Origin of the sequence: Propionivibrio soli (assembly GCF_025770765.1) — a bacterium.
Classification (GTDB): domain Bacteria; phylum Pseudomonadota; class Gammaproteobacteria; order Burkholderiales; family Rhodocyclaceae; genus Propionivibrio; species Propionivibrio soli.
The window spans coordinates 80689-98516 of sequence record NZ_JANZKY010000001.1 but is presented as its reverse complement, the minus strand read 5'-3'; the positions used below and the strand labels follow the sequence as shown (position 1 = coordinate 98516).

Below are 17828 nucleotides of genomic sequence, written 5' to 3'. Positions count from 1 at the left end.
CGTCGAGTGCTGTGCCCCGTGGACTCTCGTCAGGCAGCCTGGTGCCAGTACTTGTCGACATAGCGCTGGATCTCGCGACGCATGAAGCGTGACGACTCCTCGGCGCGGTCTTCCCAGGCAAACACGCAGGACGACAAAACGCCGTCGAAGCCAATCTCGGCCAGTGTGGCGAAAAAGACATCCCAGTCGATCTCTCCCTGCCCGATGTCGAGATGCTGGTGCACGCGCACCTGCGCCCCCGGCGGGTTGACAATGTAGCGGAGGCCGGACGACGCCTTGTGGTTGTAGGTGTCGGCGACCCGTACGTGGCTCAGAACCGGGGCCGCCTCGCGCAACATGGCGGCCATGTCATCGCCGTAGTAGAAGGTGTGGGGGGCGATATACGACATCTTCACGTTGGGCGAGCCGATCATGCGGATCACGTCGTACGCGGGATGAAACGTCTCCACCCAGTCTTCCGGATGCGGCTCGATCGAGAGAACGACGCCTTCCCGTTCGAAGACCGGCACGAGTTCTTCCATCGAGCGCCAGAACGCCGCTTCGCACGCTTCCTTACCATTCACGGCCGGGCCCATGCCCACGGAGCGTTCGGGTGATGCGCCGCGGCCGAACTCCGAGATCATCAACTCGCAGCCCATCTCGACCGCGATGTCGATCGCGCGCTTCCAGTACTTCATTGCCACCTGGCGCTCGTCCTCGAACGGGCTCGCCCAACGGTACATCGGCTGCAGCGTTGCCAGTTGCACGCCGTGTTCCCGCATCGCCTTCTTGAACTCGGCGATCCGTTCCGGAAAGGCATGTGGCATGACCCACCAGTCGAGAAAGTCGGCGCGCGGGGAGAGTTCGATGTACTGGTAACCGAGTTCGGCCGTCAAGCGGCAGAGGCCGGGCAGATCGAGGTGGCGATGCATGTAGGGGTCAAGAGCGATTTTCACCCGGGTCTCCTTTCCGTTTCTATGCCTTGTCGGGCAGTGCGGGGCGCCGATGCGCGAGGCGCCATCGGCTGTGAATACGACGACAGAGGCACTTCGATGTCGGCCAATATAGGAAACGTGCCTCCGCTTCGCATCTGCGAATTTGACGATTTATCGTCAAACGACGTAGGGTGCAGCCAGAGTTCTGTTTCGTTATTCTTTTTCGCCAAGGTAAAGCTTGCGCGGAGTGAGGTGGGTCGCTTGGCTACCGGCGAGCGTCGCAAGAAAACACCGCGTTTTGTCGAAATCGCCGCGGCGGCGGGGGTGAGTGCCTCCACGGTCGACCGCGTTCTCAACGAACGCGGCAGTGTTTCGGCGGCCGCGCGTGAAAAGGTTGTTACGGCGGCCAAACGTCTCGGCGTGCCGCGCCTGCTTCCGCAGACACGGCACGGCCTGATTCATCTTGATGTCCTGCTGCCGGTCAACGACACGCCGTTCTTCCGGCGCCTCGGGTTCGCGTTGCAGCGCCTGATGGAGATGCTCGATCGCCGCATCGTCGTGCACCGCGCCTTTCTGCCTGAGCACCGTAACGATCTCTTCGCTAAAGCGATACGGCAACCGCCATATCGCCGGCAGGGGCTGATTCTGGCGGCCCCGGATACCGAGCAGGTGCGAGCGGCGCTGCTCGATGCGACGTCAGGCGGCGAAGCGGCCGTCGCCGTGGTAACCAACATCGGTGGTGTCCCAGCGCTTCAATACGCCGGAATCGACAACTACCGCGCGGGGCGCACGGCCGGCTACCTCATCGGCCATTTGGCTCAGAACAGCGGCCGCGTGGTCATCCTGAGCAGCCGCACCGATTATCAGGGACACGTCGATCGCACGGCGGGGTGCCGCGACGTGCTGGCCCGCTTCGCCCCCCGGCTCGTGTGCGACGTGCGGACGGTGGAAACCTACGACGATCCCGACCGCTGCTTCCTTGGCGTCGCCAGCGCCTTGCGCGACGGCGAGCCGATCGCCGCGATCTACAACAGCGGAGCCGGTTCGCCGGGTGTCGAGGCGGCACTACGCAAATACGGCATCGGCCGGGATATCTGCTGGGTGACACACGAAATGTCAGACGATCACCGCCAGTACATGCAAAGCGGCCTGCTCGACGTGGTGATCGATCAGGACCCGGACAACCAGATCATGGCCGCACTGCAACACCTGCTCTTCAAGTGCGGCGTCGTGGAACACGACCCGTTGGCCGGAGAACGCGTCGATTTCCGGCTCTATTTTGCCGAGAACTCCCGCCAAACGCCCTATTTGCCTGACATTCGCTGACTCGGCCCACAGTTTTACCGCGTTTCGTGAGGTGCCTGAGCACGTTCTCCGCGCGGCGAATCGCCTTTCCCATCGTCCCGGTTCGAGACAAAAATAGAACCTCGTTTCGAATTTTATGCTCTAGTGAAATATTGTTTGCATTTTTTTCTCAATCCTCTTATCGTTAGCGCACACAAAAAACGCGGCGGCCTAAATGACCGACCGCGACGAAAAAACAAGAAATGTGTTTGCTGGCGTCGGCTGGCTGGCATGGGTCGATGGCCGGTATCGGAAAAGGTTTTGCAGTGTGTTTCTGTTTCGCCGGCGTTTGACGGCGAAACGCGTAGGCGCAGCAGCACCGGCGCGTCCTGCAACGCGTCCGGTGAAAGGCCCCGGTAACGGGGTCGAATAAAAACCGTCCGCTTCGGACATATCCGATTTACGCATTGGAGGTGTACGTATGAAGCCTTTTGTCAAAACGCTTGCTGCATCCGCTTTGGTCGCCCTCTCTCTCGCCAGCATGCCCGCCTCGGCGGCCAAGATCGGCGTCACGATGTCCTCGTTCGATGACAACTTCCTGACCGTGCTTCGTAACGGCATGAAGACATACGCCGGTACGCAGAAGGGCGTCGATCTGCAGTTCGAAGACGCGCAAGCCGACGTCGGTCGGCAGCTGAACCAGATTCAGAACTTCATCGCACAGAAGGTCGATGCGATCATCGTTAACGCCGTCGATACGGATGCAACGCCGAAGATGACCCGGCTCGCTTCCGAAGCCAAGATTCCGCTGGTGTATGTGAACCGTCAGCCTGCCGACAAGTCGCTGCCGGCCGGTGTCGCGTATGTCGGATCGAATGAAGTCGATTCGGGCACGCTGCAAATGAAGGAAGTCTGCCGGTTGATGGGCGGCAAGGGGAACATCCTGGTCATGATGGGTGACCTCGCGAACCAGGCCGCGCGTCAGCGTACGCAGGACGTCGAAGACGTCGTTGCCACGAAGGAATGCAACGGTATCAAGATTCTCGACAAGCGTACGGCCAAGTGGCAGCGCACCGACGGTAATGACCTGATGACGAACTGGATCAGCGCTGGCATGAAGTTCGACGCCGTCGTCTCGAACAACGACGAAATGGCTCTTGGTGCTGTCCAAGCGCTGAAAGCTTCGAAGCTGCTCGACAAGACGATCGTCGCCGGTATCGACGCGACGCAGGACGCGTTGGCCTCGATGAAGGCGGGCGATATGAAGGTCACGGTGTTCCAGAACGCCGCCGGCCAGGGCAAGGGCGCGGTTGATACGGCACTGAAACTGATGAAGGGCGAGAAGGTTCCGTCGATGGTCTGGATTCCGTTCGAACTCGTCACTCCCGCCAACCTCAGCCAGTACATGAGCAAGAACTGATTCTTCCGGATCCGGATAAGCACTCCGCCGGGCGCGACGACACGCGCCGCGCCCGGCTTACAAGTCTCTGGAGGAAAGAATCATGGGCAGTATCGACAACATCGGCGCCGTCGCTTCGCCTGCGCCGGCTGACCCGCAAGGGGCTAAATCCGAATACCTGCTTGAAGTCGCAGGCGTGCGTAAGGCGTTTCCCGGCGTCGTCGCGCTCGATAACGTGTGTCTGCGGATCCGCCCGGGTACGGTACACGCCCTGATGGGCGAAAACGGCGCCGGCAAATCGACGCTGATGAAAATCGTGGCCGGCGTGTATGTGCCGGACCAAGGCACGATGCACCTGCATGGTCGCGAGATGCGCCTGACTTCGCCGCTGGATGCGCTGCAGAACGGCATCGCGATGATTCACCAAGAACTGAATCTGATGCCTTTCATGACCGTGGCGGAAAACATCTGGATCCGTCGCGAGCCGCACAATTCGCTCGGCCTCATTGATCACGGCGAGTTGCGCCGCAAGACGCAGGAGTTGTTCGACGCACTCAATATCGACATCGATCCCGAGATCGAGATCCAGCACCTATCCATCTCCAACCGGCAGATGGTCGAGATCGCCAAGGCGGTTTCCTATAATTCCGACGTGTTGATCATGGACGAGCCGACGTCCGCGCTCACCGAGCATGAGGTCGGCCACCTGTTTACGATCATCCGTCAATTGCGTGATCAGGGAAAAGGCATCATCTACATCACGCACAAGATGAACGAGCTCTTTGAGATCGCCGACGAAGTCAGCGTTTTCAGAGATGGCCGCTATATCGGCACGGAACGTGCCGCCGATGTGACGCGCGACGACATCATCCGCATGATGGTCGGGCGGGAAATCACGCAGATGTTCCCCAAGGAGGAAGTGCCGATCGGGGATATCCGGCTTTCGGTGCGCAACCTCACGCTCGACGGCGTCTTCAAGGACGTCTCCTTCGATGTGCGGGCCGGCGAAATCCTCGGTTTCGCGGGGCTGATCGGCTCCGGCCGCAGCAACGTCGCCGAGGCCTTGTTCGGCGTGACGCCGGCCACGTCGGGAACGATCGAGATCAACGGCAAGAAGGTCGACATCGACTCGCCGAGCAAGGCCATCGCCCAGGGAATCTCGTTTCTCACCGAAGACCGCAAGGAAAGCGGCTGCTTCCTGATCCTCGACGTGCTCGAGAACATGCAAATGGCGGTCGTCGGGCAGAAGTTCGTGCGCGGGGGGTTCGTCGAACAAAAGAAGCTAACCGAAGAATGCAAGGAGATGAGCGCCAAGCTCAGCGTCAAGACGCCGACGATGTACGAGCGCGTCGAGAACCTCTCCGGGGGCAATCAGCAGAAGGTGCTGATCGGCCGCTGGCTGCTCACCAATCCGAGCATCCTGATTCTCGATGAGCCGACGCGCGGTATCGACGTCGGGGCCAAGGCCGAGATCCACAAGCTCATCACCCGCCTGGCCGGACGCGGCGTGGCCGTGATCATGATTTCGTCGGAACTGCCGGAAGTGTTGGGCATGAGCGACCGCATTCTGGTGATGCACGAAGGACGGGTGACCGGAATCCTGAATCGGGCCGAAGCCGATCAGGTAAAGATCATGGAGCTGGCCGCCAAGTAAAACGGACGACGAGAGCCGCAACAGCATCCGGGCTCTCTTTCGTCAAGCCGCATTCGACGGCACAACAGATCGCAACACGGAGGAAATGTCATGGCAGTAGGGAACGCAGCCACGGTCGACATGACCAAGAGCACAGAAAAGACGCGCAAGATCAGGTTGCCGAGCGAGGCCCGGATCTTCCTGGTGCTGATCGGCGTCGCGCTGGTTTTCGAAGCGCTGGGCTGGATCATCATCGGGCAAAGCTTCCTGCTCAACAAGGAACGCCTGATCGTGATGATCCTGCAGATGTCGGTCATCGGGATCATCGCTGTCGGTGTCACGCAGGTCATCATCACCGGCGGCATCGACCTCTCGTCCGGATCGGTACTCGCCCTATCGGCGATGGTCGCCGCAAGTCTCGCGCAGGAAGCCGGGTACGCGCGCGCCGTCTATCCTTCGCTCACCGGGATCTCGGTATTCTGGCCGATCATTTCGGGCATACTCGTCGGGCTCGTCTGTGGCTGGATCAACGGTGCGCTGATCGCCTACACGGCGATACCGCCCTTCATCGCCACGCTCGGCATGTACGTCTCGGCGCGCGGACTGGCCAAGTGGTATACGCATGGGTCGCCGGTCAGCATGCTCACCGATGACTATGCGTGGATCGGCTCGGGTGCCATCCCGGTTGTCATCTTCCTGATCGTGGCGCTGATCTTTCATATTGCACTGCGCTACACGCGCTACGGAAAGTTCACCTACGCCATCGGCGCCAACCGCCAGGCAGCGCGTGTTTCGGGCATCAACGTCGGCCGCCACCTGATCGTCGTCTATTGCCTCGCCGGCTTGCTCTCCGGTCTGGCCGGGATCGTCACGTCGGCGCGCGCCATCACCGGGCAAGCCGGCATGGGCATGGGTTACGAGCTTGACGCGATCGCGGGTGCGGTCATTGGCGGCACGTCGCTGAGCGGCGGAGCGGGGCGCATCACGGGCACCGTGATCGGCACGATCATCCTCGGCGTGATGACCTCCGGGTTCACCTTCCTGCGTATCGACGCCTACTATCAAGAGATCGTCAAAGGCATCATCATCGTCGCCGCCGTCGTCGCCGACCAATACCGGCAGAAGACGCGTCGCTCGGTTTAACGGGAATATGGCTAAATCCAGTAATCGTTCTTAGGGAGCTCACATCATGGCAATCACCATGGCAGTCATCGGCGCCGGCCGCATCGGCCGGATTCATGCGGGCAATGCCGCCCTCAATCCTGCGGTCAGGCTCGCCGGCGTGGCGGACGCAATACCCGACCCGGCGGCGAAACTCGCGGCCGAACTCGGCACGCGCGTCCTGACGGTGGATCAGATCTTTGCCGATTCGGCGATCAACGCCGTCCTGATCGGTTCGTCGACGGATACGCATGCCGACCTCATCCAGCGCGCCGCCGCTGCCGGCAAGCACATCTTCTGCGAGAAACCCGTTGACCTCGACTTGGCGCGGGCGCGTGAGTGCGAAAAGGTCGTGAAGGCCTCGGGCAAAGCGTGTCTGATCGGCTTCCAGCGTCGTTTCGACCCGACCTTCGCCGCCGTGAAGGCGCGTATCGAGCAAGGCGAAATCGGTGTTCTCGAAGCGCTGACCGTAATCAGCCGCGACCCCGGCGCTCCGCCGGTCGATTACCTGAAACGTTCTGGCGGCATTTTCAAGGACATGCTGATTCATGACTTCGACATTTTTCGCTGGATTCTCGGCGACGAGGCACAGACGGTCTACGCGGCCGCCAGCGCATTGACCGACCCGAAGATCGCTTCCGAGGCGAACGACGCCGACACCACCGCGGTGACGATCCGTACCGTGTCCGGAAAGCTGTGCCAGATCCATACCTCGCGCCGTGCGGCCTACGGCTACGATCAGCGCTTCGAGGTGCTGGGTTCGAAAGGCCTGTTGCAAGCTGGCAACCACCGTCCGACGGAAGTGGCGGCATGGGGTACGGACGTCGTTTCGTTCGACAAGCCCGAACACTTCTTCCTGCAGCGCTATGAAAAAGCCTACCGCAACGAGCTTGATCACTTCGTTGCCGCACTGGGCGGGCATGAGAAGCTCCGTGTCGGCATCGAGGACGGCGTCAAGGCGCTTGAACTCGCCGACGCCGCGACGACATCGTGGCGGGAAGGACGCATCATCAGCTTGCGCTGAAGGCTGGTCTTCGGTTCTGCCGCCCCGGCGCGTTTGGGTTCGCCCTGACCGGCCTAGTTCGCCGGTGGCGGCCGCGTGCCGGGGCGGTGTTTTCCCGGCGTCTGCAAGTCGCATCACGAGGCGGCCGGACGGCGGTGGCGTGCGCTACAATCCGGCAACCGTAAGGCGCACGGGGCGCCGACGGTCCGGGAAACGGCGTGGACCAAGAATATGAACCAAGACAGCAGGGTTGAGGATCTGGTGCAACGGGTGGCCCAGGAGTACGACGGGCTCTCCAAGCAACTGAAACTGATCGCCAAATACGTCACCGAGAATCGTCAGCACATGGTTGTCGTGCGCATCCGGGACGTCGCCGATGCCTGCGGCGTGCAGCCATCCGCCGTGGTGCGTTTTGCCCAGCATTTCGGGTTCTCAGGCTTTTCCGACTTGCAGGCGGTTTTTCGCGATGCCTACGCCAGCGGCGTATCGGTGGGCAATTACCAGCAACGCATCCGGGCCGTGATCAGCAAGCACCCAGCGCAAATGAAAAGCCCGGACCTTGCGCGCAGCTTCCTCGAAACCTGCCAGTCCGGCATCGCGTCGATCAGCGCCACGCTCGACGACCGGGCATTCGAGAAAGCGGTCGGTATCCTCCAAGGGGCGCAGCATATCTACATCATGGGCGTGCGGCGCATGTTCCCCGTGGCAAGCTATCTCGCGTATGTGCTGCCGCAAACACGCAAGCGCGTGATCCTCGTCGACGCCATGGGCGGCATGTTCAAGGAACAGATCGAGGGGCTGTCGAAGGGCGACGTTCTGCTCTCGATCAGCATGTCGCCGTACGGCACGGAGACGCGTTACTGCACCGAACTGGCCGTCGAGCGACAAGCGACAGTCGTTGCGATCACCGATAGTTCGCTGTCGCCGATTTCCCGGGCGGCGGCGGTAACCTTGACGGTCCAGGAGGCGGAAGCATATTACTTCCGCGCCATGGCGGGAACGATGAGTCTGGCCCAGGCCTTGTTCATCGCCCTGGCGTACCGTCTCGAACTCAATATGGAGCGCTCGGACGAAAGAACGAGCGCCGACTGAAAAAGTCACAAGACGGGCACGGCCGTGTTTCGGCCGGGCTGCAGGTATCAGATCCTATGAAGAATCCGACCGTATTCGCGAAAGGCCGGAAACACGAAGTCGTTTCCATCGGCCGGCTCGCCGTCGACCTCTATTCCAACCAATACGGATGCGACCTCGAGGACGCCTCGTCGTTCGCCAAGTATCTTGGCGGCTCGTCCGGCAACGTCGCCTTCGGCTGCGCCCGGCTCGGCCTGCGCAGCGCGATGATTACCCGCGTGGGCAACGAGCAGATGGGCCGCTTTCTGGTCAAGACGCTCGCCGACGAAGGCTGCGACGTTTCCCAGATCAAGGTTGACCCGGCGCGCATGACGGCGCTTGCGATCCTCGGCATCAAGGACCGGCAGACTTTTCCGCTTCTGTTCTACCGCGACAACTGCGCCGACATGGCGTTCTGCCCCGAGGACGTCGACGAGTCCTTCATCGCCGATTGCATGGCTCTGCACATCACCGGCACCCATTTCTCCAAGGCGCTGGTGCGCGCGGGCAGCTTGCGTGCCTTGGAGTACGCGCATCGGCACAATGTACGCACCATCCTCGACATCGATTACCGCCCCGTGCTGTGGGGCCTGACGACGCCGGGCGATGGGGAAACGCGGTATATCCCGAGCCGGGAGGTCACGACCCGGCTACAGGAAATTCTCGGGCACTTCGATCTCATTGTCGGTACGGAGGCAGAGTTCGAGATCGCCGGCGGCGTTGCCGAGCTGATTCCGGCCCTGCGCGAAGTGCGACGGCGGACGTCCGCGACGCTCATCGTCAAGCTTGGCCCGCTCGGTTGCGCGATCGTCGAAGGCGAGGTTCCCGATCGCATTGAGGACGCTTTCTCGGTCCCCAGCCCGCGCGTCGAGGTGCTCAATGTGCTGGGTGCCGGCGACGCCTTCCTCGCTGGCTTCTTCTCCGGTTGGTTGCGCGGACTCGATTACGACATCTGTTGCCGGCGTGCCAATGCCGCAGGGGCACTGGTCGTTTCGCGCCATGCCTGCGCGCCCGCGATGCCGACCAAGGAAGAGCTCGACTACTTCCTTGAACACGTCGACGTGCTCACCGAGCCGGCGAACGACAGCACGCTCAATTGGCTGCACCACGTAACGCCCAAACGGCATATCTGGAACGACGTCTTTATTTTCGCGTTCGACCATCGCAGCCAACTTTACGATCTGGCGTGCCAGCTCGGCGTTCCGGAAACGCGGCTCCGGCCGCTGAAGCGTCTGCTCGTCGAGACCGTCGCGCGCACCGAACGCCGTCTCGGCTTGTACGGAAGTCTCGGCGCCCTGATCGACGATCAGTATGGTGAAGACGCGCTGCACGCGGCGACCGGGCGCGGCTGGTGGCTGGGGCGGCCGGTCGAGCAACCGGGAACCAACCCCGTCATCTTCGAGCTCGGCAGCTCGATCGGCTCGGTGCTCGTGCACTGGCCCAAGGAACAGGTGGTCAAGTGCCTGATCTTCTACCACCCGGACGATCTGCCGGAGCGCCGGCTGGCGCAGGAAAGCCAGGTGCGCACCTTGTGCGAGGCGACCAACGAGAGCGGGCACGAACTGCTCCTTGAACTGATCCCCGCCAAGGGCTTGCCGTCCGACCCGGATACCATCCTGCGCACGATGACGCGCTTCTATAACCTGGGCATCCATCCCGACTGGTGGAAGCTGCCGCCGACCTCAGCCGAGCAGTGGGCTCGCATCGACGAATTGATCGAGTCGCGCGACCCGTATAGCCGCGGCGTCGTCATGCTCGGTCTGAATGCGCCCATCGAACAGTTGATCGCGTCTTTTGAAGAAGCCAAGGACAGCCGCACCTGTTGCGGCTTCGCCGTCGGGCGCAGCATCTTCCAGGACCCCACCCGGGCCTGGCTGATGGGAGAAATCGACGATGAGGGGTTGATCGACCGTTGCTGTGACAGCTTCGAGCAGCTGATCATCGCTTGGCAGCGCATCCGCTCGCGGCGCCGGCCGCCGCGCGGACAGGGGCCGGCGTTTCCGCGCTGAGCATCGTCTCCGCCACGGCTGACTCTACCTCCCGCTAACCGCGCTGCCTGATTTGGATCAGGCAGCGCGACCTATACTACGCCTTACTTCTTGAACTGCAGATGCAGGGGTTCCTGAACGTACGCGTGGCGAACCTGCGCGTTGTCAAAGAGCGCCATGCCGAAGCCATAGGTCTTGTCCAGATCCTTGAAGTTGACGTCGAATTTCGAACCTGTCACCAGCTTGCGGGATATCTCGATCGTCCACTTGCCATTGGCCCATTTTGCCCCAGTGGCAATCTCGCCGCGGTCTCCGGTGAAGGGGGCAATGATGATCGATGCCACTTCGTCGCCAGCCTTGAATTTGGAGTCGTCGAACGGCACCTTGTCCTCGGCTTTTAGCCAATACGTCCCTCCCGCGTTTGCCGGCTTGCCGTCCTTGCTCATGAACTCGGGCTTGCCGTTCACGAGCTTGATATCGTCATACCCGCCGCCCGTCTTCGGGTCCGATTTGCGGCCGGCCTCCGGCGCTGTCTTTGGGTCGAACGGCGTATTGTCGAGGTACTGGTCGTCAACCTGACCGATGGCGCCCGTGCGCACGTATTTCATGTGCCAGATGTCGCCCATCTCCCCGTCATCGCCCGTGTATTTGTTGCCATACGGCTTGCCGGGTTCGCCAGCATGGCAAGCCGCCTGGCACGAAAAGCGCTCATTGAAGCCGAAGATCGAGTCGTCGATATTCCAGATGAGGGCCATCTTGTCTTCATAGAATTTATTGTTGTCGCCACCCTTGTCGTCCGGGTCCTTGAGTTTTTCCCAGGTGCCGTCCGCTTTCTTGACGAACGGACTGCGGCGTACCGAAAGCGTCGGGTCTTCGTAGGTGATGAGCAGGAATAACGTATCGGCGGTGTAGACGGCCTGAATCGTTGCCTGGGTATTCCCCTGGTTGTCCTTGAAGTTGGCGCCTTTGACGGCCTTGACGTTCGTTACGGGAGCGTCTTTCCATACCGCATCGTCCGCTACGCCGTCGAGTTTGGGCACGCTTGCCGCCTTGACGGCTACGACAGGGATGGGCTTGAAGGCCTTCGGCTTTTCCTTCTTGTCCTGTGCCAGCGCACCGGAACATGCCAGTGCGGCGCCGACGGCCAATGCGATTGAATTCCGGATGCTGATCATTTGGTTCCCTCCTGCGTTAAAAGACATGGAAGCCGGCACGTGGCTTGTTAGTGTTCGTGCCAACCGGTGAACATCATCTTGAACATGGCCCCGACCGTCTTGCCCGTCGTGCCGAGATAGATGTGCGAGAGCATGAAGAGCAGCACGGCTGCCGCGGACAGGTAGTGCAGCATGGCGATAGGCAGCAGTCCGTCGAACCCGAACATCTTGTCGGGCGCGAATTGCGGATAGAGATAGATGAGCCCGCTGAGAATAATGAGTGGCATCAACAGGTACATGACGCTCCAGTAGGTCAACGCCTGCAGGACGTTGAAGTGCTCGTCTTTTGTCGGGGAGTGCGGGTGCGGGTCGCCGCGGAAAATGCCGAAGGCGTACCAGCGTGCCTGCGCCACCAGACGCGGCACGATGCCGGGCGGTTTGGGTACGAACTGCCACCAGTTGCCAGTCACGATGTTGGCGATTACGAAGAAAGCATACGCGGCGGCGAGCGTGACCCCGGCGATGTTGTGGACGCGGACCGCCAGCGAGAACTCGACGAAGGGCAAATTCGGGTCGGCGAAGTGGAGGCTGATGCCCGTCGTGCCGAGGACGAGGATCAGCGCCGCGTTGGTCCAATGCCAGATGCGGATCCAGGGGGAAATCAGGTACTCACGCTCAGCCATGATTCTTCTTCCTGCGCACGATACGGGCGACGATCCGGGCGAGGCCATGGATCAGAAGTCCAAGGAGCATGGCGGCGAAGGCGCCGACGATCAGACGGTCGAGCCAGGGATGGCGCGTCGCACCCAGCACGTACGAGCTCGCCAGGATCACGCTGTTGGCGAAACCCAGCCGTTCCTGCTCTTCCTTGGCCAGGTGCCGATAGAGCCGCGTGGTCAATGAGCTGCTGGCGCTATGGCAGGTGAGGCACTGACGCTCGGCTTTCTCCTTGTTCACGATCTCGTGCGAGAGGGTCTTGGTGGCCGGCGTGTGGCACTCGACGCAGCGCACCGCTTGCCAGTGCACGCGGGTGTTGGGCAGCCACTCGTGGATCTTGTCGATGTCCGGGCGCTTCTTCTTGGTGGAGGTTTGCTCGTCATCGGGAGCAAACTTCGCGAACTCCAATTCGGAGTCGTGGCAATCGAGGCAATGCTGATTGTCTTGAGCGACGATCTTGCGCGGGTCGATCAGCGTGGAGGCAATCAAGTCGACATGAGGGTCGTGGCATGTGCTGCAGGTGAACTTATCCTTCACCCGCGTGGCATGGACGGACGCATCGAGCTGCTTCTCGATGCGCAGCACCTTGGCGGCGTGGCACTCCTCGCAGGCGCTGATCGACTCACGCGCATCCGCGGCATGCGGGAACTCGGTGTAGCCTTGGCCATGGCATTGCGTGCATTCCATCAACCCGTGGTTCGATCCGTTGAAAACCTTCGGGTCGTGAGCCAAGGGGCGCAGCTTGGTGATATCGAGGTCTGCGCGCGGTGGTTTTTTCACACCCTCTTCCGAGTGGCAGGCGAAACACTCGTTATTAGCACGCCGGACTTTTTCGAGCAGTTCGGGTGTCATCAACGCGCTGGTCTTTTCCTGAGCCAACGCAGCGGCAGGCACGAACGAAGCGAGCAGCATCATCGCGATGCATGCGGCGAACCTGAGAACGGTGTTATGAAACGCCCGCATTGTCCCCCCACACGACGCCGGTTGAGACCGGTTTCTTGATGGGCAACCCTCCGCAACATCCATACCATTAGCTGGAAAGCGGCGAGGGGTGAGTGGATTCCTCTCGCGGAATCCGCCTAACGCATTGTTTCCAATAGATGTGTTTCTATGTGCCGTTCGTCGATGACGGCTGGCGCGACTGGACGGGCCAAGGTCCGCGCGCCACCGCGTTACCGGTGGGTAACACTGGTGTACGTTATGGGTCAAAGACAACGGCGTCCCTTCGCGACGCAGATCAGAATCGAGACCTTGGCTGGGGGCTCGGGCCAAGTTATCAGCTCTCTAAACACGCCGCGGTAAAAGGGAAGCGGCATGGAAATTGCGCTGCCTTCCATGTCGTGGCAGGGCAGCTACGGCTTATATGAGCCTGCCAAGGCTCGCAAGGCGCCTCGCTGGAGTTGGGCGGCCATGTCCAGATGAAAGAACGAGATTCATGGGGAATCAGGCAGTAGCGGGTGGCTGGCTCAAACACGCGAGTGCGCGGGTTGTTACCGTTTCGCCACATCGGGTGAAAATGGGCACAATAAGGTTACCGGCCGGTAACCAACCCGGGCTTGCAGTCCCCCAACGCAGAATCTCGGAGCCGACGATGAGCCCGACTTCAGATCTAGAAATCCAGGCCTTCGTGGCGGGCGCTTTTCGGCGTCATCCAGCCGGTTGGGGGACGTCGCACAACGTGGCCGCTGGACGTTGCCGCAGGTGTGTGGAGATGTTCGCGACATGGCGTTCAAAGCAAGTACGGCATGGCCGCGCATTTGCGCACATCCTCGAAGCGTGGCTTGTGATCTTCGCTTTTCTTGCGGTGCCAGCCGTGGCCGAAGAGAAGATCGATGTTCCGGATCAGCCGATCCGCTTCGGCATCACGCCGGCGATCGTCCACGATCAGTACGGCGTGCTCGACGACTGGCGGGCCTACTTGGAGCGCAAGCTGCAACGCCACGTCGAATTCGTCTCGCGCAACAGCTATCGGGAAACGATTGATCTCGTTCGCCAACGGCGGCTGGATTTCGCCTGGGTGTCCACGTATCCGTACGCCTATCTCGAACGGAGACGCTACGCGCGTCTGTTGGCGGTTCCCTTGTATCAAGGGCGCCCCTATTACCGTGCCTACCTCATCGTGCCGGCGTCGGACACGCAGACGCAATCGCTGCTCGATCTCGAAGGCAAGGTATTCGCCTACGCCGATCTCTACTCAAACACCGGCTACGTCGTTCCCCGCTTCGTTTTGCGCCAGGCGGGCAAAGACGAGAACCGGTTCTTCCGCAAGACCTTTTTCACGTCGTCGCACCGCAAGGTCATCGTTGCCGTTGCCGAAGGGCTTGCGGATGGCGGTTCCATCGACAGTTTCGTCTGGGACACGGTGGCTCGTATTCAACCCGAATTGACCGCGCGCACACGGATCGTGACGCGCTCCGAGGAATACGGTTTCCCGCCGATCGTGGCCAGCGCCGGGGTGGACAAGAAAGAGGCGGCGGCAATGCGCGCGGTATTGACCGGCATGAGCGGCGACGAGGAAGGCCGCAGCCTGCTGCGGCAATTGAACATCGACGGCTTCATCCCGGGCAGTCCGAAGCTCTACGAAAGTGTGACGCGGCTTCCCTATGCGGTGGGGGACTTGTGAAACTGCTCGACCTCAGTTTTCGGGTCAAACTGCCGCTGCTCGGTGCCGCGTTGATCATCGTTTCGGCGCTTGGCGTGGCAACAGCATTGATGCTCGCGGCGTACGGCGCGCTTCGCGACGATCTGCGCGTAAATGCCGAAACGTTGGGGCGCGCGATGGCGCCCAGCCTGCTTCAGGATATGTTGCACGACGACGTCTGGCATGCCTTCGAGACGGTGCGTGCGCCGGCAGGGCGCGCACCGGGGGCCCAATCTGTGAAGGCCGAGGCCTTGTTCGTCGTCGACAACGCACTGAACATCTTCGTCGCTTCGGAACCGAAGCGCGCGCCGGTGCTTACACCCTTGCGCGATCTTGGCGCCGATTTCGTCGCGCTCGCTGAAAAGATCAAAACGACGCGCGGCGAAACCGTTGATATGTCCGATTCCGGGCACCTCTATGTCTTGACTCCGATCGCCGACGACCGCGTGCACTTCGGAACGCTCATCATCACTGTGGCAAAAAACGACTTCCGTCCCCGCTTCTACGCCATTGCCTGGCAGGGCCTGCTCGCAGGGCTCGCGGTGCTTGGTTTGCTGCTGCCGATCAGCTGGTATTGGGGGCGCCGTCTGGCGATGCCCTTGGCACACCTGACGGAACGCATGAGTGAGGTCGGTAAACGCCTGCCACCCAACATCAATCCCGAGCTCTACAACTACGGCGACGAACTCGGCCAGTTGTTCACCGTCTTCAACCAGATGCTCGCCGAATTGCGCTCGCACGAGGCAATGGAGAAGCAAGTCGTCCAATCCGAACGGCTCGCTGCGCTTGGGCGGCTGGCAGCCGCCATGGCGCACGAAATCAACAACCCGCTCGGCGGTATGTTGACTGCGATCGATACGTTGAAGCTGCATGGTGACGTCGACGCGCGCACGATGAAGACGATCGATCTGATCGAACGTGGCCTGACGCAGATCAAGGATACGGTGGGCGCACTGCTCGTCGAAGCGAAGGTGAAGAGCCGCAACTTCGCGGCCAAGGACGTCGAAGACGTCCTGATGCTCGTGGCGCCACCTGCCGAGAAAAAAGCCTTGCGCCTCGAATCGAGAAACGCGGTCCGCGGTGAGGCCGCGCTGCCGGCCACTTTGGTGCGCCAGATCCTCATCAACCTCCTGCTGAACGCGATCGAAGCCTCGGAGTCGGAACAGAGCGTCGTTTTCCAGGTGACGAATGGGGAGGGGCGGCTGCAGGTCGGCGTCAGCAACGGTGGTCGGATTCCGGACGAGAACGCCATTCCGCATCTCTTCGAACCGTTCTTCTCGCTCAGCGACGGAGGCCATGGCCTCGGTCTCTGGGTGACGTACCAGATTGTCCATCAACTCGGCGGAAAGATATCCGCCACGCGAGACGGCGATCGCCTGCGCGTCGCCGTCACCATTCCGTTCGAGGTGCCGCATGACTGATTCTGTTCCGTACCGGATCTGCTTGATCGAGGACGACCCGATCATGGGCGAGGCCCTGGTCGAACGCTTCGCGCTCGAAGGATTCGCTTGCGACTGGCATATGGCTGGGCATCCTGCGATGCAGGCGTTGACGCACAAGCGCTACCACGTGGCGATCTGCGACATCCGGTTGCCTGATGTCAGCGGCGAAGATCTCTTCGTGCAGTTGAAGGAGGCCGGTCGAACGCTGCCGCCCTTCGTTTTTGTCACCGGTTACGGCACGGTGGACCGTGCCGTGCGCCTCCTCAAGCTCGGTGCCCACGACTATCTGACCAAGCCGCTCGACATCCACGCCCTGCTGCAGACGATCCGAGAATTGTGTACCCGCGCCCGGCCGCCGGCGACCGGCGAGCCGACGCTCGGCATCTCGGGCAGCATGCGCTCGATCGAAGCCATGCTGCCGCGCTTGGCGCAAGCTTCGGGTTCCGTGCTGATCACCGGCGAGTCGGGCGTCGGCAAGGAGATGGTGGCCCGCGCACTACACAGGCTGGGCGATCCTGGCGGGCAGCAGCCCTTTGTTGCCGTGAACTGTGGGGCCCTGACCGAGACGCTGCTCGAAGCCGAGCTTTTCGGCTACGTCAAGGGCGCCTTCACGGGCGCGGTGCGCGACAAGAAGGGCGTATTCGAGCAGGCCGATGGCGGGACGCTCTTTCTCGACGAAATCGGTGAAATGTCGCCGATCATGCAGGTCAAGTTGTTGCGGGCGATCCAAGAGCGCCGCGTCACTCGTGTCGGCTCGGAGGCGTCGGTCGCGGTCTCGATCCGGCTTGTTTGTGCGACACATCAGGATCTCAAGAAGATGGTCGAGGAGGGGCGTTTCCGCGAAGACCTCTACTACCGCGTCCATGTCGTGCACCTGCATATTCCGCCGCTCCACGAGCGCAAAGAGGACATCCTCTGGCTTGCACGCCGCATGCTCGACGCGTGGGCGGCTGAGCATGGCGATCGACGCAACCTGTCGCACTCGGCCGAGAAGGCGTTGTTCGAATACCCGTGGCCTGGCAACGTACGCGAGCTCAAGCACATGCTGGAGCGTGCCTGCATCCTGTCAGGTGAAGCGACGTTGACCGGCGAACTGATCTTCGGCGATGAATTCGGGGCTGACGAGGTGGAAGACGAATCCGGCAGCGAAGAAGACTCGCTCAACGAATACTTGCAGGCGTGCGAACGGCGGCATATCGAAGGGGCGCTGCATCATCATCAGAACCGGATCGGGGAGACCGCGGCGGCGCTGAAGATCAGCCGCAAGAACCTCTGGCAGAAGATGAAGAAGCTTGGAATCCGCAACACTGGCGGTGATCTCGGGGAGAATGAATGAGCCCGTCATGTGCTGATGCCGTGAAGGAAAACCGGCTTCCCGTGCA

14 protein-coding genes are annotated in these 17828 nt (G+C 61.4%); 10 read left to right on the top strand and 4 right to left on the bottom strand.

Annotated elements, in window-relative coordinates; all coding sequences use genetic code 11:
* Positions 1-29: 29 nt before the first annotated feature.
* Positions 30-935: a sugar phosphate isomerase/epimerase family protein gene (locus tag NZ453_RS00475; RefSeq protein WP_263768291.1), complete on the bottom strand. Its 906-nt coding sequence runs from the start codon at positions 933-935 to the stop codon at positions 30-32.
* A 240-nt stretch (positions 936-1175) separates the two neighbouring features.
* On the opposite strand from NZ453_RS00475, the gene NZ453_RS00470 reads away from it, so the two are divergent.
* The 7 genes from NZ453_RS00470 (at position 1176) to NZ453_RS00440 (ending at position 10513) form a co-directional block, all read left to right on the top strand.
* Positions 1176-2240, top strand: a complete 1065-nt coding sequence (locus NZ453_RS00470; RefSeq protein WP_263768290.1) for a LacI family DNA-binding transcriptional regulator — start codon at positions 1176-1178, stop codon at positions 2238-2240.
* 439 nt (positions 2241-2679) lie between these two features.
* Positions 2680-3618, top strand: a complete 939-nt coding sequence (locus tag NZ453_RS00465) for a sugar ABC transporter substrate-binding protein (protein ID WP_263768289.1) — start codon at positions 2680-2682, stop codon at positions 3616-3618.
* Positions 3619-3700: 82 nt separating this feature from the next.
* The gene (locus NZ453_RS00460) at positions 3701-5251 is read left to right on the top strand and encodes a sugar ABC transporter ATP-binding protein (RefSeq protein ID WP_263768288.1); all 1551 of its coding nucleotides are present in this window, start codon (positions 3701-3703) and stop codon (positions 5249-5251) included.
* Positions 5252-5341: 90 nt separating this feature from the next.
* Positions 5342-6373 carry an ABC transporter permease gene (locus NZ453_RS00455; protein ID WP_263768287.1) on the top strand — a complete coding sequence of 344 codons (1032 nt, stop codon included), beginning with the start codon at positions 5342-5344 and terminating at the stop codon, positions 6371-6373.
* A gap of 46 nt (positions 6374-6419) precedes the next feature.
* The gene (iolG, locus tag NZ453_RS00450; protein ID WP_263768285.1) at positions 6420-7415 is read left to right on the top strand and encodes an inositol 2-dehydrogenase; all 996 of its coding nucleotides are present in this window, start codon (positions 6420-6422) and stop codon (positions 7413-7415) included.
* Positions 7416-7625: 210 nt separating this feature from the next.
* Positions 7626-8486, top strand: a complete 861-nt coding sequence (locus NZ453_RS00445) for a MurR/RpiR family transcriptional regulator (protein ID WP_263768284.1) — start codon at positions 7626-7628, stop codon at positions 8484-8486.
* Between the two features lie 56 nt (positions 8487-8542).
* Positions 8543-10513 (top strand): bifunctional 5-dehydro-2-deoxygluconokinase/5-dehydro-2-deoxyphosphogluconate aldolase, encoded by a 1971-nt coding sequence (locus tag NZ453_RS00440; RefSeq protein ID WP_263768283.1) that lies wholly within the window; start codon positions 8543-8545, stop codon positions 10511-10513.
* A gap of 83 nt (positions 10514-10596) precedes the next feature.
* On the opposite strand, the gene NZ453_RS00435 is transcribed toward NZ453_RS00440, so the two are convergent.
* The 3 genes from NZ453_RS00435 to NZ453_RS00425 are packed head-to-tail and all read right to left on the bottom strand — an operon-like array spanning position 10597 to position 13326.
* A complete protein-coding gene (locus NZ453_RS00435; RefSeq protein ID WP_263768282.1) occupies positions 10597-11667 on the bottom strand; it encodes an ethylbenzene dehydrogenase-related protein in 1071 nt (356 codons plus the stop codon).
* Positions 11668-11714: 47 nt separating this feature from the next.
* Positions 11715-12329 (bottom strand): cytochrome b/b6 domain-containing protein, encoded by a 615-nt coding sequence (locus NZ453_RS00430; RefSeq protein ID WP_263768281.1) that lies wholly within the window; start codon positions 12327-12329, stop codon positions 11715-11717.
* Positions 12322-13326 carry a cytochrome c3 family protein gene (locus NZ453_RS00425; protein WP_263768280.1) on the bottom strand — a complete coding sequence of 335 codons (1005 nt, stop codon included), beginning with the start codon at positions 13324-13326 and terminating at the stop codon, positions 12322-12324. Before NZ453_RS00425 ends, NZ453_RS00430 begins: the two co-directional genes overlap by 8 nt.
* Positions 13327-13954: 628 nt before the next feature.
* On the opposite strand from NZ453_RS00425, the gene NZ453_RS00420 reads away from it, so the two are divergent.
* The 3 genes from NZ453_RS00420 to NZ453_RS00410 are packed head-to-tail and all read left to right on the top strand — an operon-like array spanning position 13955 to position 17782.
* Positions 13955-14986, top strand: a complete 1032-nt coding sequence (locus NZ453_RS00420; protein WP_263768279.1) for a substrate-binding domain-containing protein — start codon at positions 13955-13957, stop codon at positions 14984-14986.
* Complete coding sequence (locus NZ453_RS00415; RefSeq protein WP_263768278.1) at positions 14983-16425, top strand: sensor histidine kinase; 1443 nt, start codon at positions 14983-14985, stop codon at positions 16423-16425. The genes NZ453_RS00420 and NZ453_RS00415 overlap by 4 nt, the downstream gene beginning before the upstream one ends.
* Positions 16418-17782, top strand: a complete 1365-nt coding sequence (locus NZ453_RS00410; RefSeq protein WP_263768276.1) for a sigma-54-dependent transcriptional regulator — start codon at positions 16418-16420, stop codon at positions 17780-17782. The genes NZ453_RS00415 and NZ453_RS00410 overlap by 8 nt, the downstream gene beginning before the upstream one ends.
* Positions 17783-17828 lie beyond the last annotated feature (46 nt).